The organism is Pyxidicoccus sp. M15 (assembly GCF_056858435.1).
The window spans coordinates 4,532,244-4,553,633 of sequence record NZ_CM166495.1; the positions used below are offsets into that span (position 1 = coordinate 4,532,244).

Genomic DNA, 21,390 nt, shown 5'->3' on the forward strand with positions numbered 1-21,390 from the left:
GGGCTCAACACCTGTCACACCCCGGGGAACGGCTGGTGCGACAGGCCGCGCCTGCCCACGTTGGCGCGCGTCGCGGGGTGATGCTCACCCCGCCGGACGAGGCGGGGGGGCCGTGCATGGACGAGGGGGGGCATCGTGGCAGGTGGGCGCTGCTCGCGCGCACCGTCCTCACGATGGGCGCCGCGCTCGCGGGAGCGTCCTGCGCCGCGCTCACCCTCACCGTCAGGCCCCAGGAGCAGACCGTCGAGGCAGGGGAGACCGCGGAGTTCGACGTCCACGTCGACCGGATTCGCCATCAGGGGGCCGTCACCCTGGGGCTGTCGCCGGCCAGTGCTCCTCACTACACGGCCACGCTGCAGCCGAATCCCGTGACGGGGAACCAGGCGCGGCTCACGGTGCAGGTCGCTCCCGATGCGCCGATTGGCGCCCACGCGCTGGAGGTGACCTCGAGCCCGTCCCCAAGACCGCCGCTGTTCGGTGTGCCCACCTATCGCATCAACCTCGTCGTTGGACCCTGTGGCGCGAGGTGGATTCGCCAGTTCGGCACGGCCCAGGGAGACAGTGCCTGGTCGCTGAAGCGTGGCGCGAACGGAGACCTCTTCGCGTTCGCCTACCAGGACACGGACTCCTACGTGATGCGCTTCGACGCGGATGGGGTGCTCCGCTGGGCGGACCCCATTGAGACGACGACGGGGGGATGGCTGGAGCTCGACTCCCAGGGATACCTCGTGGTCGCGGCTCGTGTCTTCCAGGCCACGCGGCGGTACGAAATCCGGCGCTACACGCCCGTGGGCAGCCGGGCGTGGACCGTGACGTTTGGCGGGAACGACCCGGACATCGACCCGCTGACGGGGATGGCGACGGATGGCGCGGGCAACATCTATCTGACCGGAAACACCCGGGGCGACCTGGGGGGCGCCAATCCGGACGGCTCGCACACGAACAGCGAGGGGTGGGTCGCCAGGTACGATTCGAACGGCAACCCGCTCTGGCTTCGGAAGACCCAGACGTTCGAGCCCGACTTCTACCGCGACGTCGCCGTGGACACCGCGGGCGGGGTCTACGTGCGTGGAGTCCGGGGGACCGGCACCGTGTTCCTCAGGAAGCTCGATGCCGCCACCGGCGATGTCGTGTGGACGGAGGAGCTCCCCGTGTACCTGGCGTACGCGGAGGGGGCCCTCGCGGTCGATGCCTCCGGAAACATCCTGGTGGCCTTCCACCGCGCGTCGCCGACGGCGCTCACGGACCCCGTCTTGATGAAGTACGCACCGGACGGCACGGTGTCGTGGAGCACATCACTCGAGGCCCGGGGCGTCAGCGTGCCGCTGGACCTGGCATTGGACGCCTCGGGCGGGGCCATCGTCGTGGGCCGCCGGTTGCTTCCCTCCAACCTGCTCCAGGGCGCCATCGCCCACTTCGACGCCAGCGGTGCTCCCGGCTGGAACCTGGTCATCGACGCGCCCTTCGAGAGCGGCATCAACTCCATCTCCCTGGACCCCGCGGGGGAGCTGTACGTGGCCGGTGACACACTCGGCAACTTCGGAGCCCAGAGCCAGGGACGGAGGGACGCCTGGCTCGGAAGGCTGGAGCCGGGGGGCTGCGGTTTCTGAGTGCAGGGGCCTCATGGGCGCGCCCCGCTCCACAGCGACTCACCGTGCGCGGCGTGGCAGGTGTCTCCCACGAGGTCCAGCGCGAGCTGGCGCTCCCGTGCGGCAATGGCCGGCAGCGCGTTGAAGGCGTCCAGCGCCTCCAGCCTGCGCACGGTGCCCTCCAGGTACGTGCGAGCGCGCTCCACCGTCTGGAGCTGCGCCGCCGTGGGCCGCCAGCCCGTGTCGTCCCGGTAGCGCCCGAGCGTCTCCAGCAGGTGCCCGTGGAACTTCAGCATCTGCACGAGCAGCGGGAGCCGGTACGCGGGCGCCGATGCAAGGGCCGTCTCGTACTGCCGCGTCTCCGAGTCCAGCCGGTACAGCAGCACGTCCACCTGCGCGTCCAGCCGCTTGCGCCACGCCTTGCGCACGGCCGGGTGGCGGGCCCAGCCGGTCACCGCCTGGAAGAAGTGCAGCCCGCCGCACGGGTGCGCGTAGATGCCCTGGCCCCGCTTGGGCACCTCGGCGCGGCCGGCCTTCAGGCCCGCGGACAGCTCGGCGTGGGCCGACTCCAGCGTGGTGAGCGCGGTCTCCATCACCGCGTCGAAGCGCACGGTGGCGCCGGTGCCGTCGCGGAAGGTGGCCCCCGGCTTCAGCACCTGGGACAGCGCATCCAGCGCCCAGGCGCCATCCGGGGACGACGCCAGCGCGGGGCGGAAGTCGCGCTTCAGGTCCTCCACCAGCTCGCGGAGCGTCACCGGGCCCCACGACGCCTCGAAGCGCTGGGACAGCGGGTACCCGGCCAGCAGCAGCGTCTTCACCTGGAGGGCGGGGTGGGGCTCCACCGGCGTGCCGTCCGCGGTGTACGCGTCGAAGAAGAGGTCTGGTGGCAATGCGGAAGCACGGGGTGCCCGGCGAAGGAAGTCCGCCACCACCACGTTCGCAGCGGGCCGTCCGCCCATCGTGCGGAAGTCGCGCCCGTCCAGCACCATGCCATGGGCCAGCGCCCAGGGGTTGCGTGGGTCGGCGGCCCACGCCCGACAGCGTGTTGCCAGCAGCGACGGCGCGGCAGGGGAGGGTGGAGGCGTCACCGGGGCGGCCGTACCCGCCGACACGCTCGGAAGGACTTGCGAGCCGCGCGATGCACGGGCCTCCCGTTCGGAGGGCACGGGCGCCTGAGCAGCGGCGGGGGCTCGGACCCCAGCCACCTTCGCGCTGCCCTCACCCTCGGATGCGAGCTTCGCCCCCGGCTCCGCGGGCGCGCCGGAAGCGGGCGCCCCCAGCGCAAGGAGTCCTGTGACGAGGAGAACGGGAGGGCGCATGCGCGACGGGAAGCGGTGCGCGCGTCGAGCGGGAAGTCCCCCCGACGCGCGCCCTCACTCTCTCACATCGCCTGCGCGCGGCTGGCGAGCCGTTGCAGCACCCGCTCCAGCAGCCCGAACAGGGACGCCTGGTCTTCGGGCTCCAGCAGCTCCAGCACGCGCCGGAGCCCCTGGTCCACGCTGCGGTTGATCTGGTGATACAGCGCCTCACCCTTCTCGGTGAGCCGCGCGACGACGGCGCGTCGGTCCTCGGCATCCCTGGCGCGCTCCACCAGGTTCATGTGCTCCAGCCGGTCCACCACGCCCGTAATCGTCTTCTTGGTGATGCCGATGCGCTGCGCGAGCACGCCCACGTTCGTCGGGCCGTCGTTTCCCAGCCACATCAGCGCGTGGATCTGCGTGGGAGTGAGCTGGTGGTTCTCGCAGATGCCGTGGAGCGGGTCTCTCAGTGAGCGGTACCGCCCGAGCTGGATGATGAGCTCATGCAGCCGGCGGGACTCCTCGGTGGACGCGTCGACGTCCACCTCGGGAGGAAGGCCCTCGTCCGACAGGCCTCCCTCCTCACCGAGGTCATGCTCCGGCTCGCCCGTGAGGGCGAGCGGCTTCACGCGCAGGGCCGGCTTGTCATCCGGCCGCCGCATCAGGCGGTCTCCACCCGGGCCGCCGCGGCGACCCCCGGCTGGGACTCACCATGCGGGCTCACCGCGTGCGGCGTGCCCGTGCCCGTGGCCAGGCCCGGCCCACGGCGGCGCTTGAACTTGTCCATGAGCTGCTCCATCAGCGAGTACACCACCGGCACCACGCCCAGCGTGAGGAACGTGGAGGTGATGAGGCCGCCGATGATGGTGATGGCCATGGGCGAGCGCGTCTCCGCGCCGTCGCCGCGCGCCACGGCCACCGGCACCATGCCGGCGATCATCGCGATGGTGGTCATCAGGATGGGCCGCAGACGGACCGGCGCGGCCTCCAGCAGCGCCTCGGTGGCCGTCTTCCCCTGCTCGCGCAGCTGCAGGGTGAAGTCCACCAGGAGGATGCCGTTCTTCACCACCAGACCCATGAGCATGATGATGCCGATGAGGGCGAACATCGACATGGCCTGCCCGGTGAGCAGCAGCGCGCCAATGGCGCCGATGAGCGCGAAGGGCAGCGACATCATGATGGTGAAGGGGTGGATGAGGCTCTCGAACTGCGCCGCCAGAATCATGTAGATGAGGATGATTCCCAAGAGCAGCGCCGAGCCGAACGCCGCCACCGACTTGCCCATCTCCTTCGCGTTGCCCTCGAAGTCGTAGATGACCGTCTTGGGCAGCTCCTTGGCCGCGTAGGTGTTGAGGAAGGTGATGGCATCGCTCAGCGCGTAGCCGCTGTTCAGGTTGGCCAGCAGGGTGATCTGCCGCTTCTGCGACTCGCGGTCGATCTGCACCGGGCCGTCCGCCGCGGTGATCTTCGCCAGGTTGCGCAGCTCCACCAGCTGCCCGCTCGGCGCGCGCACGGTGAGCTTGCCCAGCGCGTCCGCGGAGGCCAGCGTCTCCTCCGGCAGCCGCAGCTTCACCTCGTACGTGTCGCCGCCCTCGCGGTAGTCCGCGAACTTGTCGCGGCCCAGGAAGGCGCGCAGCGTGGCGCCCAGCGACGCCGCCGGCACGCCCAGGGCGGCCGCGCGCTCGCGGTCCACCTCGACGTCGTACTGCGGCTTGCCGGAGCGGTACGTGAGGTCCACGTCCACCAGGCCCGGGTTCTTCAGCATCTCCTGGCGCACCTTCTCCGCGGACGTCACCAGCTCCTGCCAGTTGTCGCCGCGCAGGTTGAACTGCACCGCCTGCGTGCGGTTGCCGCCACCGGCCACCGGGGAGATGTCCTGCACCGTGGCAGAGACGCCCGAGCGCGGGTGGATGACCTTTCGCAGGTACGTCTTCAGCTCGCCCTGCCCGAAGCCGCGCTCCTTCAGGGGCACCAGGTTGATGATGATTTCACCCTTGTGGACCTCCTCCTGCACGCCACCGCCGACGGTGGAGAAGGTGGAGGCGATGCCGGGCAGCGCGCGGACCTGCGCGGACAGCAGGTCCAGCTCCGTCTGCGTCTCCTGCAGCGTCGAGCCGATGGGCAGCTCCACCGCCAGCTTGATGTTGCCGTTGTCCTGCTCGGGGATGAAGGTGAACTTCAGGAAGCGCGCCATGCCGAACGTCGCGAAGAGCACGCCCACCGCCACCACCAGCGTCAGCGCCCGGCGCCGGAGGATGGCCGCCAGCACCTTGCGGTAGCCGTTCTCCGTGGCCACCAGCACCTTCTCCACCATCGCGGACACGCCCGTGGGCGCGCCGTGGTGGCGCAGCATGCGCGACGACAGCATGGGCGTCAGCGTCATGGACACGGCGTAGGAGATCATCACCGCCACGGCCACAGTGACACCGAACTGGTAGAAGAACATGCCCATCGTCCCGTCCATGAAGGCCACGGGGATGAACACCGCGACGATGGCCAGCGTCACCGCGAGCACCGCCAGGGCAATCTGACCGGCCCCCTCCAGCGCCGCCTGCATGGGCGTCTTGCCCTCTTCCAGGTGGCGGACGATGTTTTCGATGACCACGATGGCGTCGTCGATGAGCAGACCGATGGACAAGGTCAGCGCCAGCATCGTGATGATGTTGAAGGTGAAGCCCAGCGCCGCCATGACGGCGAACGTGCCCACCACCGACACCGGGAGCGCAATCGCCGCCACCAGCGTGGAGTTCACGTTGCGCAGGAACACCAGCACGATGATGACCGCGAGGATACCGCCGAGCACCAGGTCGAACTGCACCGCGGCGATGGACGAACGGATGAACTTCGCGTTGTCCGTCACCAGCTCCACCTTGACGCCCTCGGGCAGCTTGCTGTTGAGCTCGCCCAGCGACTCCTTCACGAGCTCCGCCACCTGCACGGTGTTGGCGCCGGACTGCTTGCGCACCACCATGGCCACCGCGCTGCGGTCCGCGTACTTCGCGCCCGAGCGCGCCTCCGCGGGGCCGTCCACCACGTCCGCCACGTCACGCACGCGCACGGGCGCGCCGTTGGGGCTGGCGATGATGAGGTTGCGCACCTCCTCCACGCTCTTCACTTCAGAGGTGAGGCGCACCACGCGCTCGCGGCCGCTGTCCATGGTGCGGCCACCCGGCACGTCCAGGTTCTGCGCCTTCACGGCCTGGCTCACGTCGCTGATGGCCAGCCCGAAGCCGCGCAGCCGCTCCGGGTCCACCACGAGCTGGATTTCCCGCTCGCGGCCACCCGTCACGTCGATGCTGCCCACGCCCGCCTGACGCTGCAGCGCCGGCTTCACCACGTCCTCGGCCGTCTTGGTCAGCGTTTCGATGGGCAGCGGGCCGGACAGGGACAGCGTCATGATGGGCGCCGCGCCGATGTCGAACTTCTCCACCACCGGCGTCTCGATTTCCGCCGGGAGGTTGCGCAGGGTGGCCTGCACGCGGTCCCGCACGTCCTGCGCGGCCACGTCCACCTTGGTGTCCAGGGTGAAGCGGACGACGATCTGCGACACGCTCTCCAGGTTGATGGAGCGCAGCTGCTCCACGCCGTTGAGCGTGTTGAGCGCCTCTTCCAGCGGGTCGCTGACGTTCTTCTCGATGGTCTCCGGGTCAGCGCCCGGGAGCACCGTCGTCACGGTGACGACGGGGAAGTCCACGTCGGGGAACTGGTCCACGCCGATGCGCGGGTAGGCATTGATGCCGAACACCACCACCGCCAGCATCAGCATGGCGGTGAAGATGGGGCGGGTGATGAAAGTCTTAAGCGGGCTCATTCAGGAGCTCCCAAGAAGTCGAAGAGGGGAGGGCAGGCGTCACTGGACCACGCGAACGGCCGTGCCCTCCTTCACGTCCAGGGAGGAGTCGGCGAGCACGCGCTCGTCGGCACCCAGGCCCTGGAGGATACGGACGTAACCGGGCAGCACGCGCTCGACGCGCACGTCGCGCTTGCGCACCGTGCCGTCCTGCACCACCCACACGAAGCCCTGCTGGCCCTTGGCGCTGACGGCCTGGGTGGGGAGGAAGAGGCCCTTGTCGTCGGCCTCACCCACGGAGGAGAAGTCCAGCTCCACCAGGGCGCCGGGGCGCAGCGGCGAGGCCGTCTCGCCCACCACGTCCGCCAGCACCTCCACGGTGCGGTTGGTGGTGTCCACCACCGCGCCCACCGTGGCGACCTGCACGTCGAAGCGCATGCCGCTGGGGCTCACCGTGCCCTGCGTCTTGCTGCCGGGCTTCACCTTGTCCACCACGGACTCGGGCACCAGGGCGCGGACCTCCAGGCCCGTGGTGTCCACCAGCGAGAAGATGGCCGTGGGCGGCATCATCGCCACCGTGTCGCCGATGTTCTTCGAGCGCGCGGTGATGATGCCGTCGAAGGGGGCGATGATGGCCATGTCCCGCAGGTTCTCCTCGGCCATCTTCAGCGCCGCGCCGGCCTGGGCCGCCTGGGCGGCCGCCTGCTTCTGGCCAATCTCCGCCTGGTCCAGGCTCGCGGCGGCCACGCCACCGCCCTCGGCCACCTTGCGCACGCGCTCCAGGTTGCTCGTGGCCAGCTGCAGCGCCGCGTCCGCCGCGGCCTTCACCGCGCGCGCCTGCTCCACGCCGATGGCCACGTTCGAGGTGTCGAGGACGGCCAGCACCTGGCCCTTCTTCACCTTGTCGCCCACCTTCACGTTCATCTTCGCGAGGGTGCCGGTGGCCTGCGCGCTCAGCGTGGCCTCCTGCTTGGAGCGCACCTGACCCGTCACGCGGGTGACGTTGGCGCTCAGCTCCGTCGCCGGGGCAATGGCCTTCACGCCCAGCGCCGTGGGGCCCTGCTCTGCCGGAAGGGCCGGCTTGTCATTGCCCTTGGCGCAGCCCGTCGTCACCACCGCCGCCAGCACCGCGGCCATCCACATGCGTCGAATCACGGTCGTCCTGCTCCTGCCAGCCCGCGTCATCCGCCCTCGGAGAGGGTCGCGCCGGCTGCTTCTCGATTGGAAAGTCTGCGGCCCGGAAACTACAGGCCCTATACTGTCTGTCAAGAAGATACTCCGCAACACGGACTATCTCCGACCGGGGGGTGATTAACGCCCGGGAAGCGAGCAGGCAGGCGAAAACGACACAGGACGTCAAGGAGGCCTTCTCCGAGGGAAAACCCACCCCGGGGCGGGCTTCCCGGCGCTTGTGGCCCCCGGGAGCGCCTGTTATTGACTCAAGAATCAATCCTTTCCCCCCTGCCAGGTTCGAGGACCGAGCATGCCCAATCCGTTCACCGAGGAACACGAGGCCTTTCGCAAGTCGGTGCGAGCCTTCGTCGAGAAGGAGATGACGCCTCACGGCCTGGAGTGGGACCGGGCGGGCATCTTCCCGAAGGAGCTGTTCAAGAAGTGCGGGGAGCTGGGCTTCCTGGGCATCAACCACGACCCGAAGTACGGCGGCAGCGGGCTGGACTACTGGTACGTGACGGCCTTCGCGGAGGAGCTGGCGCGCAGCTACAACGCGGGCGTCAACATGGCGCTGCTGGTGCAGAGCCAGATGGCCACGCCCATCATCAACGAGATTGGAACGGACGAGCAGAAGCGCGAGTTCCTCGAGCCGGCGCTCAAGGGCGAGAAGATTGCCGCGCTGGGCGTGAGCGAGCCGGGCTGTGGCTCGGACGTGGCCAGCATCAAGACGACGGCGCGCCGGGACGGGGATGACTACGTCATCAACGGCTCGAAGATGTGGATCACCAACGGCACGCGGGCGGACTTCATCACCCTGGCGGTGCGCACGGGCGGGGAGGGCTACGGCGGCATCTCCCTGGTGACGTTCCCCACGGACGTGAAGGGCTTCGGCGTCTCCAAGAAGCTGGACAAGGTGGGCAACCTGTCCTCGGACACGGCCATCCTCTACTTCGAGGACTGCCGCATCCCCGCCCGCTACGTGCTGGGCGAGGAGAACGAGGGCTTCTACTCCATCATGACCAACTTCCAGGGCGAGCGCCTGGTGGGGGCCATCACCACGGTGGCGGGCATGGAGCGCATGGTGGAGGACTCCATCCGCTACGGCACCGAGCGTGAGGCGTTCGGCCGGCCGCTGCTGAAGTTCCAGGTGTGGCGCCACAAGTTCGTGGAGCACCTGACGGCCATTGAAGCGGCGAAGCGGCTCACCTACCACGCGGTGGACACGTTCGACCGCAAGGAGGTCCCCGCGGTGAAGGAGATCTCCATGGCGAAGCTGTTCGCCGGAGACCTGGCCCAGCGCGTGGCCTACGACTGCCAGCAGTTCTTCGGCGGCATGGGCTACATCGAGGAGACGCCCATCGCCCGCATGTGGCGGGACGTGCGCCTCATCACCATCGGCGGCGGTACCTCCGAGGTGATGAAGGAGATCCTCTCCAAGCTGTACGGCTTCTGACGGCCGTGATGTACCCGGGGCCGTGCTCCGGGCATGGCTCCCGCTCGCTTCCGGGCTGTTGCAGGCATGGGACGGAGGGTTGACCTGTTTCAGGTCACCTTCTGCTCCGCCCAAGTGTCCGGCACTGCTGGGGATTCGTCGCCGCGCCCGCGGGATTGCAAAGTTCCTTTGCGACCGGCGTGGTGCGAGGGTGCACCAGTGTGACGCGCGAGGTTCGCCAAACCCGCGTTCCCTCACGGGTGGGGCGCTGGCGCGAGGCTTGCTCTAGACGGCCCACCCCGGCTGCGTCCCCGCCGCCACCGGGCCCCTCCTCACACAAGGAAGCCCCCCATGAGCAAGCATCTCCGCGGTTCCTCTCGTTGGCTGGCCGGGTGGTTGGTCGGCGCGTCCCTCCTCGGTGCGTGTGCGGCCCCCGAGGATTCGGCCCCCACGGGCGACGCGCAGGTGGCCTCGCCCGAGGCCGTCGAGGCCGGCAGCATCTCCGTGAGCCTGTCGGTGCCGAAGGCGGCGCTCGGTGCTCGCGAGGACGTCCTCGTCAGCGTCACCCTGCGCAACGAGGGGCCCCGCGCCGCGCGGCTTCTCAAGTGGACCACCCCCGCGGAGGACGTGGAGGAGGCGCTCTTCGACGTCACGGTGGACGGCCAGGCCGTCGCCTTCACGGGCCCGCACTACAAGCGCCCGGCCCCGCAGGACGGCGACTACCTCACGCTGGCCCCGGGTGAGGCGCTGACGCGCACGGTGGCGCTGTCGGACTTCTATGACCTGTCGCGCACGGGCAACTACCGCGTGAGCTACGCCGCGCAGCCGCACGGCTCGGTGGCCGCGTTCGCCTCCAACAGCGTGGACGTGTGGGTGGAGGGCCGCGCCAACGTCGCTCGCGAGGCCGCGGCGGCTCCGGGTGGGACGGTGACGCTGGGCGCGGTGACGTACAGCAAGTGCGACGCCACGCAGCAGTCCACCGTCCTCCAGGCGCTGAACGCCGCCAGCACCATGGCGAACGACGCGAACACGTACCTGGCGGGCACGGGCTCGGGCACGCCGCGCTACACCACCTGGTTCGGCGCGTACACGTCCGACCGGTGGAACACCGCGAAGACGCACTTCGTGGCCATCAAGGACGCCTTCGACACCAAGCCCGTCACCGTCGACTGCGGCTGCAAGAAGACCTACTACGCCTACGTCTACCCGGCGCAGCCGTACAAGATCTACGTCTGCAAGGCCTTCTGGTCCGCGCCGATGACGGGCACCGACTCCAAGGGCGGCACGCTCATCCACGAGATGAGCCACTTCAACGCGGTGGCCGGCACGGACGACCACGTCTACGGCCAGAGCGGCGCGAAGTCGCTGGCCATCTCCAACCCGACCAACGCGCTGAATAACGCCGACAACCACGAGTACTTCGCGGAGAACACGCCGTTCCTGAACTGAGCTGACGGCCCGCGGTGACTCACGGGGACGGGGGCGAAGGACGCTCCCGTCCCTTTGCTTCTTCAGGGCCCGCGCTCGTAGATGCACGTCCAGAAGTCGGAGGACTCGCGAGCGCGCAGCCAGGGCCAGCGCGACAGGTCCAACCCGAGCGTGCAGACCCGCACCGCGCGCCCGCGGGTGGCCTCTTCCAGACGCGCCATGGCGGCGTCGAGCGCCGCGCCCGTGAAGGGCAGGTAGAGGTAGTAGACGGTGCCTTCCGGCGTGGACTGCCGCGCGTCTCCGTGCACGTAGGAGACACCGGTGAGGTCGAGCTCGGTGGCCCGCCGTCTCGCGGCGTCGACCAGCGCGGGCTCGAGCTCCAGTCCCACCGACGTCGCCCCCGTCAACAGATGCACCAGCAGCGTGGCCTTGCCGAGCCCGGAGCCGAGGTCGACGAAGACGTCGGTGGCGCGGATGGGCACGTCGCGGATGAGCTGGAGCAGGGCGCCCACGCCGCTCGTGTGGTGGCCGATGAGCTCCCCGTGTCCCGTGGGTACCGTGCCGGGCGCGGAGGTGAGGCCCAGCAGGCGCTCCACCCAGGCATCGCGCCCGGCGGGTGGCAGCGACTCCAGCAGCGCCATGAGCGCACCGCCGCGGAGCTTCCCTCGCTGCACTTCGGCTCGGAGGGCCTCGGGGTCGGGCGCGGCCATGGCTCGACGATAGCCGTACCCCGGGCGTTGGTGTGCGTGGCATGGTCCAAGCGCACATGCGGCAACGGGAGGACGGATGACACCGCTGATGACGGCAAGCGTGGCGTGGTACGTGACGGGCCGGTTCTACGTGTCGTCGGATGGGAGCACCGAGCAGGACCTGGGCTACTTCCTCCACCTGGAGGGGCTCCAGGGGCCGCTCTTCACGGACCCGAAGCACATGAGCGAGGCGACGGCGCGGCTGACGTTCCGGTCCGAGCCGTTCACCGCCGCGAAGGTCACCAACGGCAACCTGTCCCTGAGCATGGACGTGGTGGGCGACTTCAGCCTGTACCTCAAGGGCGCCCCGCACGCTGGCGCGTCCTTCGAGCGCCCGGACTCGTTCTCGGACGGACAGCGCATCGCCACCTTCCGCCGGGCCAGCGTCGTCGCGGGTGGCGCGTTCATGGGGCTGCCCGCCACGCACCGGGCGCTCTCGCTCAACGTCTTCACGGCCCGGCTCGTGTGGAGCACGGAGTTCGACTTCGAAGGCCAGCGGTACGACTTGCGCCGGCTGCTGCCCCACGGCATCACCCAGTGGGGCGAGGCCGGGCCCACCGTCGTCACGCCACCGCCGAAGGACTTCTCGAGCGTCCTCCCGTTCTTCGGTTCGGCGGTGGCGGTCGGCGGGGCGCCGGTGCGCTGAGCGGCGTGCGGCGCGAATCAGTCCGGCCTGCCCATGCGCGCCGCCACCTTCAGCTCCCCCGTCGGAGACAGCGCGACGTGGACGGCCGAGGCGGGGGCGCCCTCGCGCTGGAGCGGGAGCCGCTCGACGAAGCCGCCGTCCGCGTCGAAGACGTGCACCGCGTTGCAGGTGGCATCCGCCACGTACGCCGTGCCGGCCGCGTCCACGGTGATGGCGCGCGGCCACATCATCCCCTCGGCCTCGCGTCCGTAGTGTCCGTAGCTCCCCACGCCGCGGCCCGTGGCGTCGTAGACGGCGACGCGAGCATGGCCGGAGTCCACCACGTGGATGCGCCCGTCCGGCCCCACGGCGATACCGCGTGGCAGTTGCAGCTCACCTGCGCCGAAGGTGCCCAACCACCCACCGTCGGGAGAGAACACCTGCACCCGGTGGTTCAGCCCATCGCTCACCAGCAGCCGCCCCTGCGCGTCCACGCAGGCGCCGGAGGGGTGGAGGAAGCGCCCGTCCTCCTTGCCCGCACGGCCAAGCTGCCCCACGTGCGCGCCGCCACGCGTGTAGACCTGGACGCGGTGGTTGCCCCGGTCCACGACGTACACGCGGCCCTCCGTCCCGAGCGCCACCGCCGCCGGGCCATTGAGCTCCGTCGTCCCACGGCCAAAGCCGCCCAGCGTGGCCAGCTCCACGCCGTCCACGCCGCGCACCACCACCCGGTGCTCGCGCGGTTGCAGCTCCAGGACGTTCCCCAGCGCGTCGAAGTAGAGGAGCGAGTCCCGCCCTCCCACCTGGAGCGCCTTCACCCCCTGTGAGCCGACACAGCCGGTGCCCGCGACGGGCAGAATGAGCGAGGCGGCTCCCACCGCCGAGAGCCGCAGAAAGAAGCGTCGTTCCAGGTGCATCCCTGGAGCGTAGTGTCATGTCGCTGACACTGGAAAGATGTAACGATGCTGACTCCGCCTGGGGTCGGACGGACTCACTGCTCGACGCTCAGCGGAAGGGGAGGATGAGCAGGAAGCGCACCCCCACCAGGATTCCCAGCACTCCGAGAGCGAGCATCACCGTGATGAGCCGCCGGTTGCGCAGCTTGGTTGCGATTCCACCGAAGAAGAGGCCGAGGGCGAAGAAGACGGTGGTGAGGACGTAGTCGTCCGAGTTCTGGGTCGCGAGCCGGCCCTCTTCAATCTGCTGGAGCGCGCGCTCCTCCAGCCGGAGGCCCTGCTGGTACTGGGCGTTTTGAAAGGACTCGAGCTCGAAGGGATTGGCGGGCGCGTCGGGATTCTCCAGCGGCTTCATCGCCAGCCACTCCTCCGCGTAGGGCAGGAACTCCTTGCGCAAGAAGCGTTCGCCCACCTGCCGGGCCAGCCGCTGCTCTCCATGGAGCGAGGTGAGCACGAGCTGGACGAAGGTGCTGGCGTCATACGCCATCTGGACGTTGGCCTTGCCGAAGGCGCGAATCGCCTCGACACGCGCGGCGGACGCGCTGGCGAGGTGCAACGCCTGCTGACTCCCCCAGCGCGTGGACTGCCAGGCACTGAATGCCGAGCCGACAGCCGCCAGCGAGAGCAGGAGGGTGGCCAGCAGGTCCTGCCAGTAGGCCGGCTCCGGGGATTTCTTCGCGTCCGTCATGGCGCCAAGGTGGCCCGGGGGGCCATGCCCCGGAACCCGCCCCGGGGGGCTCCCCACACGCCCGTCCTGGGGGGGTGGCACCGTGGCGCTCACTTCTTGCGGAAGAGGGCCTCCGCCGCACTCATCAGGGCGTCGCGGCTCTCCTTCTCGTGCAGGCCGCCCTCGCCAATCTGGAACAGCTCGCAGAAGTTGGCGCCGTCCTTGTCCTTGGGCACCTCCGCGAGGGGCTCCTTGCACTCCTTGGCCACGGCGGGGTCGAAGTGCCGGCAGTTGCGGCACGAGCGCACGTCCTCGCCACAGCCGGGGCATACGTCGCGCCGCCCCACCTGGTTGGCGATGATGTCGAGCGGGCGTCCACAGTGCGCGCAGCCGGGCATGGCCACCTCCATGGGAGAAGGGGGCCCATTGTGCCAGCGCGCCGTCGCGCGTGGGGAGTGCTCAGCGCTGCGGGCTGGAGATGAGCGCCGGGGCGCGCTCCGAGGAGACAGGCGACGGCGCGGACGGGCGCGGCTCGCCCGTGGCGTCCACCAGCTGGTCATCCAGGCGCTTGAGCAGGAAGAGCAGGTACGCGGACACCGCGGCCAGCCCCGCCGCGAGGATGCCCAGCAGCATGCCGCGCTGCCACCGGTGGGCCCGCTCCAGCACCACCCGGCGCTCCGCGAAGGACTTGAGCTGCGCGTCGGCCGCCGAGCCGTCCAGCCGGTTGGCGTAGTCCTCGGCCTGGGCGGTGCCGCGCTCCATCAGCCACTGCCCCTGCACCTGCAGGGCGTCCGAGCGCGTGTAGCAGAAGCCCGCCACACCCGCCGACAGCAGGGAGACGCACAGCGCCGCAGTCACGCTCCGGGTGCCCATTTCAACGTCCTCCGGACTGGCCATTGCGCGGGCCAGGACACCCGCGACTGCTCCGGCTTCCCGAAGACAGTAGCGGATGGTAGGGAGCCGCTCTGACATGGGCAAGCCCTACCGTCCTAAAGACCACTTCTTCCAGAAAGCCAAGCAAGAGGGGCTGCGCGCCCGCTCGGCATTCAAGGTCGACGAGCTCATCAAGCGCTTCCCCATGGTGAAGAAGGGGCACGTGGTGCTCGACCTGGGGGCCGCCCCGGGCGGGTTCCTCCAGATTCTCGCGGAGGCGGTGGGGCCGGCGGGGCGCGTCATCGGGGTGGACATCGTCGCCATCCGTCCCTTCACGCAGCGGCACGTGCAGACGGCGGTGCTGGACGTGCTGGCGGACGACTTCGACGCGAAGCTGGCGGAGATGTACGACGGCCCGTTCGACGCCGTCATCTCCGACATGGCGCCGAAGACGAGCGGCATCAAGGCCACGGACGAGGCGCGCAGCCTGCGGCTGGCGGGCAAGGCGCTGGAGGTGGCCACCGTGCGCGGCCGGCCCGGCTCGTCCTTCGTCGCCAAGGTGTTCATGGGCGGCGACTTCGAGGACTTCCGCAACCAGGTGCGCGCCCTCTTCGAGGAGGTGAAGGTGGTCCGCCCGGAGGCCACGCGCGGCGCGAGCATGGAGGTCTACCTGGTGGGGTTGCGCCGCAAGGCCCCCGCGCCCGCGGCGACTTGAGGTTCATTGTGGAACGATTCGGCGGGCGGCTGTGTCTAGAGTGCCGCCCATGCACCGGACTCCCTGGACTCGAGCGTCCTCCGCCGCCCTGTTGCTGCTGTCGCTGCTGCTGACCTCCTCGCCCGCGCTGGGGCAGGGGAAGGCCCCGCCGACGTGGAAGGCCATCGACGCGTTGGTGGACGAGCAGAAGGTGGAGGCCGCCGCGCAGGGCGCCGAGGCCCGCCTGCAGAAGGCGAAGGGTGGCGCCGACGAGGCGGAGTGGGCCCGGGCGCTGGTGCGCACGGTGCAGCTGCGCAGCGCCCTGCATGGGTACGAGACGTCGGTGCGCTTCCTGCGCGAGCAGCCCTGGCCCCAGGGCGTGCTGCCGCGCGCCACGCTGAACCTCTTCTACGCCCAGTCGCTCGTCACGTACGCGCAGGCCTACGGCTGGGAGGTGCGCCAGCGCGAGGCGGTGGCCTCCACCGGCCCGGTGGACCTCAAGTCGTGGACGTACGAGCAGATCCTCACCGAGGCGCAGCGCGCCTACGAGGACGTGTGGAAGCAGCGCGAGAAGCTGGGCACCGAGCCGGTGACGGTGCTGTCCGAGTACATCCGGCCCAACACGTACCCCGCGGGCATCCGCTCCACGCTGCGCGACGCCGTCGCGTACCTGCGCGTGGCGGTGCTGGCGGACAGCTCCCACTGGCGGCCCGAGCACGCCAACGAAGTCTATCGCCTGGACCTGCGCTCGCTGCTCGAGGGCGCGCCCACCGTGGACCTGACGGACCCCAACCTCCACCCGCTGGTGAAGGTGGCGGCGGTGCTCGGGGACCTGGAGGCGTGGCACCGCGCCGGAGGCCGGCGTGAGGCGGCGCTGGAGGCGCGGCTCGAGCGCTACGAGGTGCTGTCCTCGCACTTCACCGAGAAGGACGACGGGGCCCGCATCCGCCAGCACCTGACCGCGTTCCTCACCCCCTTCCGCGACGTGCCGTGGTGGGGCATGGGGCAGGGGCAGCTGGCGGAGCTGGAGCAGGCCGCGGGGCACCCGGTGCGCGCGCTCTCGCTGGCGAAGGCCTGCGTGGGGGCGTACCCGAAGACGGAGGGCTCGAAGCGTTGCGAGGCCCTGGTGAGCGTGCTGGAGGCCCCGGACTTCCGCCTCGCCTCCATGCAGTCGGACGGGCCGCGCCGGCGCTCCGTGGAAGTCACCCACCGCAACGTGCCGGTGCTCCACTTCCGCGCCTATGCCTTCGACCTGGAGAAGCGGCTGGCGAAGGTGGACGACTACAACCTCCTGCCCTACGGCGAGACGCTGCTGCGCATCTTCAACAGCCAGAAGCCGCTGGCCTCATGGAGCACGCAGCTGCCGGCGACGCAGGACCTGCGCGAGCACCGCACCTTCGTCACGCCGCCGCTCGAGCAGCCGGGCACGTACATCATCGCCGCCTCCGCGCGCGAGGACTTCGGCGCCAAGGACAACCGCGTGCAGGCGGTGTTCATGACGGTGTCCCCGTGGGTCATCGTCACGCGCGCCACGGCGGGCACGTCGGTGGAGGCGCGGGTGGTGATGGGCGAGTCCGGCAAGCCCGTGTCGGAGGTGCCGGTGCGCCTCATCCTCACCGACTACAGCAAGGGCTTCCGCGAGGCGGCCCGTGCCACCACGGACCCCCAGGGCGAGGTGACCTTCTCCGCGCCGAAGGGGCAGTCGTACCAGAGCTACCTGCTGGTGGCGGGACGCGGGCGCGAGACGCTGCTCCACCCGAATGGCTTCTCCTTCTACCCGCGCGGCGAGCCCCAGGAGAGCAGCACGTCGCTCGTCTTCACCGACCGCAGCGTGTACCGCCCGCTGCAGAAGGTGCTCTGGAAGGTCGTGGCCTTCCGCGGGCGCGGCGACCAGGCGCGCTACCAGACGCTGCCGGAGCAGTCGCTGGTGGTGTCGCTGATGGACCCCAACAACCAGGAGGTGGAGAAGCGCGAGGTGCGCACCAACGGGTTCGGCTCGGCGGCGGGGGAGTTCACCGTGCCCACCGGCCGGGTGCTGGGGGGCTGGTCCGTGCGCGTGGCGTCGGGCGGGGGCGCCGCCATCCGCGTGGAGGAGTACAAGCGGCCCACCTTCGAGGTGACGCTGAAGGACCCGGAGGCGCCGCTGCGCCTCAACCGGCCGGCCACCTTCAAGGGCGAGGCGCGCTACTACTTCGGGCTGCCGGTGGCGTCCGGCACCGTGCGCTGGCGCGCCTTCCGCGAGCCGGTGCTGCCCTGGTGGTGGTGGTGGGAGCGGTCCTCCATGCCCGTGAAGCGGCAGGTGGTGGCGTCCGGCGCGTCCGCGCTGGCCGAGGACGGCAGCTTCGGCATCACCTTCACGCCCGAGGCGGATGAGCGCTCCGCGCGCACGCCGGGGCTCACCTGGCGCTACCGTATCGAAGCGGACGCGACGGACGAGGGCGGCGAGACGCGCTCGGCCGAGCGCGCCTTCCGGCTGGGCTTCGTCTCGGTGGAGGGGCGCGTGGACGCGGACGAGGGCTTCTTCCGCGAGGGCGTGGCCCCCGAGGTGAAGCTGGTGCGCACCACGCTGGACGGTGTGCCGCAGCCCGGCCCCGGCCGCTGGCGGCTGGTGGCGCTGAAGCAGCCCGCGCAGCCGCTGCTGCCCGCGGACGAGCCCATCGTCGAGCCGCCCGCCGTGGAGGTGGACCCGGAGGCGGTGCGCACGCCCACCCCGGGCGACAAGCTCCAGCCCCGCTGGGACTCGGACTACTCACCCCAGGCGGCCCTGGCCCGCTGGCAGGACGGAGGGGAGCAGGCGAAGGGCGCCGTGCAGCACGACGCGCAGGGCCTGGCCCGGGTGAAGCTGCCCGCGCTGAAGGCCGGTGCGTACCGGCTGCACTACGAGACGACGGACGCCTTCGGCCAGACGTTCACCGTGGCGCGCGAGCTGATGGTGGCGGGCGAGGCCGCGCCCATCGCCCTGCCGGCGTCACTGGTGCTGGAGCGCGACACGGTGCGGGTGGGCGAGGTGGCGCGATTGCTGGCCTTCTCCGGCTTCGAGGGACAGCCCCTGATGCTGGACCTGTACCAGGGCGAGCGGCGCGTGCTGCGCAAGCCGCTGACGGGCGGCAAGGCACCGGTGGTGGTGGAGGTGCCGGTGACGGAGGAGCTGCGCGGCGGCTTCACCGCGGTGCTGGTGGCCGTGCGCGACTGGCAATACCTGGGCTTCTCCTCGTCCGTGTTCGTCCCGTGGGACGACAAGGAGCTGAGCCTGGAGTTCGCCACGTTCCGCGACAAGCTGCGTCCCGGCGCGAAGGAGACGTGGCGCGTGACGGTGCGCGGCCCGAAGGGCGCGAAGGTGGAGGCCGGCGCCGCCGAGCTGCTCGCGTACATGTACGACCAGTCGCTCGATTTGTTCGCGCCGCACATGCCGCCGAGCGTCGCGGCGCTCTACCCGCGCCGTGCCACGCACGTGGACCTGCGCTCCTCGCTGGCCGTGGCCACGGCCCAGTGGGTCGTCAGCGAGGGCTACGGCGAGGTGCGGGGCTGGAACCCGCCCGAGCCGGACACGCTGCGCTTCGAGGACGAGTACGGCCTGGGCGGGCCGGGCTACCGGCGCTACCGGAACCAGATGATGCGAGGCGAGACGGTGGCGGCCCCGAGCGCCGCGCGGCCGATGAGGGAGGAGTCCGAAAGCGGGGCGCCTCCGCCTCCGCCTCCCGCGCCTCCTGCGGAGCCGGCGAAGCCGACCATGCAGGCGGAGGCGAAGAATGCGGACAAGGCGCAGAGTGCCCAGGCGGGGCAGTCCGCACCGGCCGAGGGACTGCGCTCCAACTTCGCGGAGACGGCGTTCTGGGTGCCGCAGCTGCTCACGGGCGCGGACGGCTCGGCCACGCTGGAGTTCACCGTGCCGGACTCGGTGACGGCGTGGAGCGTCTGGGTCCACGGCATCACCCGCGACTTGAAGGGCGGCTCGGTGCAGCGCACCACCCGCAGCGTGAAGGAGCTGATGGTGCGGCCGTACGTGCCGCGCTTCCTGCGCGAGGGGGACAGGGCGGTGCTGGAGGTGGTGGTGAACAACGCGGCGGACAAGCCGCAGCAGGGCACGCTCACGCTCGACATCGTGGACGCGCAGACGCAGAAGAGCCTGCTGGCGGACTTCGGCGTGAAGGGCGCGTCGCAGGCCTTCAACGTGGCGGCGGGGCGGGGGACGAACCTGCGCTTCGCGCTCACCGCGCCCGCGAAGGTGGGGACGGTGGCCTTCCGCGTGGAGGCCCGCGCCGGCAACCTGAGCGACGGAGAGCTGCGCCCGCTGCCGGTGCTCCCCGGCCGCATGCACCTGGCGCAGTCGCGCTTCGTCACGCTGAAGGGCAAGTCCTCCAAGACGATGACCTTCGAGGACCTGCGCGCGGGCGGAGACCCCACGCGGGTGAACGAGCAGCTCGTCGTCACCGTGGACGCGCAGCTGTTCTACGCGGCGCTCCAGTCGCTGCCGTACCTGATGGACTACCCCTACGAGTGCACGGAGCAGACGCTCAACCGCTTCGTGTCCTCCGGCATCCTCGCCAGCCTCTACGGGCAGTACCCCGAGGTGGCGAAGATGGCGAAGACGATGAGCGCACGCGCCACCCAATTCGAGACGTTCGACGAGGTGGACCCGAACCGGAAGATGGCGCTGGAGGAGACGCCCTGGCTGGAGATGGCCAAGGGCGGGCCCAAGGCCGAAGCGGACCTGGTGCGCGTGCTGGACCCGAAGGTGGCCGCGGCGGAGCGCACCTCCGCCATGGGTAAGCTGCGCAAGGCGCAGACCTCCAGCGGCGGCTTCCCGTGGTGGCCGGGCGGGCCGCCGTCGCCGTACATGACGCTCTACATCCTCCACGGCCTGTCGCGCGCCATGGAGTACGGGGTGGAGGTGCCGCCCGAGATGACGCGCAACGCGTGGGGCTACGTGGCCCGGCACTTCCGCGAGGAGTACGCGGACAAGCTGATGAAGAAGGGCCAGGGCTGGGAGTTCCTCACCTTCCTCAACTACGTGGCCTCCGCGTACCCGACCGAGCGCTACACGGGCGAGGCGCTCACCGCCTCCGAGCGCGAGCGGATGCTCGCCTTCAGCTACAAGCACTGGAAGAAGCACTCGCCGTACCTCAAGGGCTACCTGGCGCTGACGCTGAAGCGCGCGGGGAAGGGGAAGGACGCCGAGCGGGTCTGGGAGAGCGTCATGGACTCCGCGAAGTCGAGCGAGGAGCTGGGCACGTACTGGGCGCCCGAGGACCGCAGCTGGCTCTGGTACAACGACACCACGGAGACGCACGCCTTCGCCCTGCGCACGCTGACGGAGCTCAAGCCGAAGGACCCGCGGCGCGAGGGGCTGGTGCAGTGGCTGCTGCTGGACAAGAAGCTCAACCACTGGAAGTCCACCCGCGCCACCGCCGAGGCGCTCTACGCGCTGGTGAAGTACCTCCAGTCGGAAGGGGCGCTGGGCGTGCGCGAGGACGCGAAGGTGACGGTGGGCCCGCGCGTGGTGCAGTTCGAGTTCTCCCCGGACACGTACACGGGGAAGAAGAACCAGGTGGTGGTGCCCGGGCCGGAATTGAATCCGGCCACCATGAGCTCGGTGGTGGTGGAGAAGACGACGCCGGGCTTCGCCTTCGCCTCCGCCACGTGGCACTTCTCCACGGAGAAGCTCCCGGAGGAGGAGCGCGGCGACTTCTTCAGCGTGTCGCGGCGCTACTTCCGGCGCGAGCGCGAGGGCCGCGAAGCGGTGCTCCAGCCGCTGGCGGAGGGCGCAGTGCTCAAGCCCGGTGACGAGGTGGAGGTGCAGATCTCCCTGCGCACGAAGCACGCGGCGGAGTACGTCCACCTGAGAGACCCGCGCGCCGCGGGCCTGGAGCCGGAGAACGCGCAGTCCCGCCACAAGTGGGATTTGGGCATCGTCTGGTACGAGGAGACGCGGGACTCGGGCACCAACTTCTTCTTCGAGTGGCTGCCCGCCGGCGAGTACACCTTCAAGTACCGGCTGCGCGCCAACATGGCCGGCACCTTCCGCGTGGGCCCCGCCACCGTGCAGTCCATGTACGCGCCCGAGTTCACCGCGTACTCCAAGGGCGCGGTGCTCACCGTGGGCCCGGCGAAGTAGG

The 21,390-nt window shown here is 70.4% G+C and carries 15 protein-coding genes; 6 read left to right on the forward strand and 9 right to left on the reverse strand.

Annotated features, from left to right (window positions below; translation table 11 throughout):
• Window positions 1-116 precede the first annotated feature (116 nt).
• Window positions 117-1,610: an SBBP repeat-containing protein gene (locus tag ACX9TP_RS17095; RefSeq protein WP_482980790.1), complete on the forward strand. Its 1,494-nt coding sequence runs from the start codon at window positions 117-119 to the stop codon at window positions 1,608-1,610.
• 11 nt (window positions 1,611-1,621) lie between these two features.
• Here ACX9TP_RS17095 and ACX9TP_RS17100 read toward each other — a convergent pair whose 3' ends face one another.
• The 4 genes from ACX9TP_RS17100 to ACX9TP_RS17115 form a co-directional block, all read right to left on the reverse strand.
• Window positions 1,622-2,701, reverse strand: coding sequence for a hypothetical protein (locus ACX9TP_RS17100; RefSeq protein ID WP_482980791.1), 1,080 nt, complete (start codon window positions 2,699-2,701; stop codon window positions 1,622-1,624).
• 269 nt (window positions 2,702-2,970) lie between these two features.
• Window positions 2,971-3,549, reverse strand: a complete 579-nt coding sequence (locus ACX9TP_RS17105) for a MarR family winged helix-turn-helix transcriptional regulator (protein ID WP_482980792.1) — start codon at window positions 3,547-3,549, stop codon at window positions 2,971-2,973.
• Window positions 3,549-6,698: an efflux RND transporter permease subunit gene (locus tag ACX9TP_RS17110; RefSeq protein WP_482980793.1), complete on the reverse strand. Its 3,150-nt coding sequence runs from the start codon at window positions 6,696-6,698 to the stop codon at window positions 3,549-3,551. The genes ACX9TP_RS17105 and ACX9TP_RS17110 overlap by 1 nt, the downstream gene beginning before the upstream one ends.
• 39 nt (window positions 6,699-6,737) lie before the next feature.
• Window positions 6,738-7,862, reverse strand: coding sequence for an efflux RND transporter periplasmic adaptor subunit (locus tag ACX9TP_RS17115; RefSeq protein ID WP_482980794.1), 1,125 nt, complete (start codon window positions 7,860-7,862; stop codon window positions 6,738-6,740).
• A 298-nt stretch (window positions 7,863-8,160) separates the two neighbouring features.
• On the opposite strand from ACX9TP_RS17115, the gene ACX9TP_RS17120 reads away from it, so the two are divergent.
• Both ACX9TP_RS17120 and ACX9TP_RS17125 read left to right on the forward strand, forming a co-directional pair.
• Window positions 8,161-9,303 (forward strand): acyl-CoA dehydrogenase family protein, encoded by a 1,143-nt coding sequence (locus ACX9TP_RS17120; protein WP_482980795.1) that lies wholly within the window; start codon window positions 8,161-8,163, stop codon window positions 9,301-9,303.
• A gap of 330 nt (window positions 9,304-9,633) precedes the next feature.
• On the forward strand, window positions 9,634-10,731 hold the full coding sequence (locus tag ACX9TP_RS17125) for a M35 family metalloendopeptidase (protein ID WP_482980796.1): 1,098 nt from the start codon (window positions 9,634-9,636) through the stop codon (window positions 10,729-10,731).
• 62 nt (window positions 10,732-10,793) lie between these two features.
• On the opposite strand, the gene ACX9TP_RS17130 is transcribed toward ACX9TP_RS17125, so the two are convergent.
• Window positions 10,794-11,420 (reverse strand): methyltransferase domain-containing protein, encoded by a 627-nt coding sequence (locus ACX9TP_RS17130; RefSeq protein WP_482980797.1) that lies wholly within the window; start codon window positions 11,418-11,420, stop codon window positions 10,794-10,796.
• A gap of 88 nt (window positions 11,421-11,508) precedes the next feature.
• On the opposite strand from ACX9TP_RS17130, the gene ACX9TP_RS17135 reads away from it, so the two are divergent.
• Window positions 11,509-12,105 carry a hypothetical protein gene (locus ACX9TP_RS17135; protein ID WP_482980798.1) on the forward strand — a complete coding sequence of 199 codons (597 nt, stop codon included), beginning with the start codon at window positions 11,509-11,511 and terminating at the stop codon, window positions 12,103-12,105.
• Window positions 12,106-12,122: 17 nt separating this feature from the next.
• On the opposite strand, the gene ACX9TP_RS17140 is transcribed toward ACX9TP_RS17135, so the two are convergent.
• The 4 genes from ACX9TP_RS17140 to ACX9TP_RS17155 all read right to left on the reverse strand — a co-directional run bounded on the left by ACX9TP_RS17140 (window position 12,123) and on the right by ACX9TP_RS17155 (window position 14,580).
• Window positions 12,123-13,001 carry an NHL repeat-containing protein gene (locus ACX9TP_RS17140; protein ID WP_482980799.1) on the reverse strand — a complete coding sequence of 293 codons (879 nt, stop codon included), beginning with the start codon at window positions 12,999-13,001 and terminating at the stop codon, window positions 12,123-12,125.
• Window positions 13,002-13,089: 88 nt separating this feature from the next.
• Window positions 13,090-13,728 carry a hypothetical protein gene (locus ACX9TP_RS17145; protein ID WP_482980800.1) on the reverse strand — a complete coding sequence of 213 codons (639 nt, stop codon included), beginning with the start codon at window positions 13,726-13,728 and terminating at the stop codon, window positions 13,090-13,092.
• 89 nt (window positions 13,729-13,817) lie between these two features.
• Complete coding sequence (locus ACX9TP_RS17150; protein WP_482980801.1) at window positions 13,818-14,105, reverse strand: hypothetical protein; 288 nt, start codon at window positions 14,103-14,105, stop codon at window positions 13,818-13,820.
• 61 nt (window positions 14,106-14,166) lie between these two features.
• Complete coding sequence (locus ACX9TP_RS17155) at window positions 14,167-14,580, reverse strand: hypothetical protein (protein ID WP_482980802.1); 414 nt, start codon at window positions 14,578-14,580, stop codon at window positions 14,167-14,169.
• Between the two features lie 76 nt (window positions 14,581-14,656).
• On the opposite strand from ACX9TP_RS17155, the gene ACX9TP_RS17160 reads away from it, so the two are divergent.
• The gene (locus tag ACX9TP_RS17160; RefSeq protein WP_482980803.1) at window positions 14,657-15,295 is read left to right on the forward strand and encodes an SAM-dependent methyltransferase; all 639 of its coding nucleotides are present in this window, start codon (window positions 14,657-14,659) and stop codon (window positions 15,293-15,295) included.
• 49 nt (window positions 15,296-15,344) lie between these two features.
• Window positions 15,345-21,389, forward strand: a complete 6,045-nt coding sequence (locus tag ACX9TP_RS17165) for an alpha-2-macroglobulin family protein (protein ID WP_482980804.1) — start codon at window positions 15,345-15,347, stop codon at window positions 21,387-21,389.
• Window position 21,390: the final 1 nt, after the last annotated feature.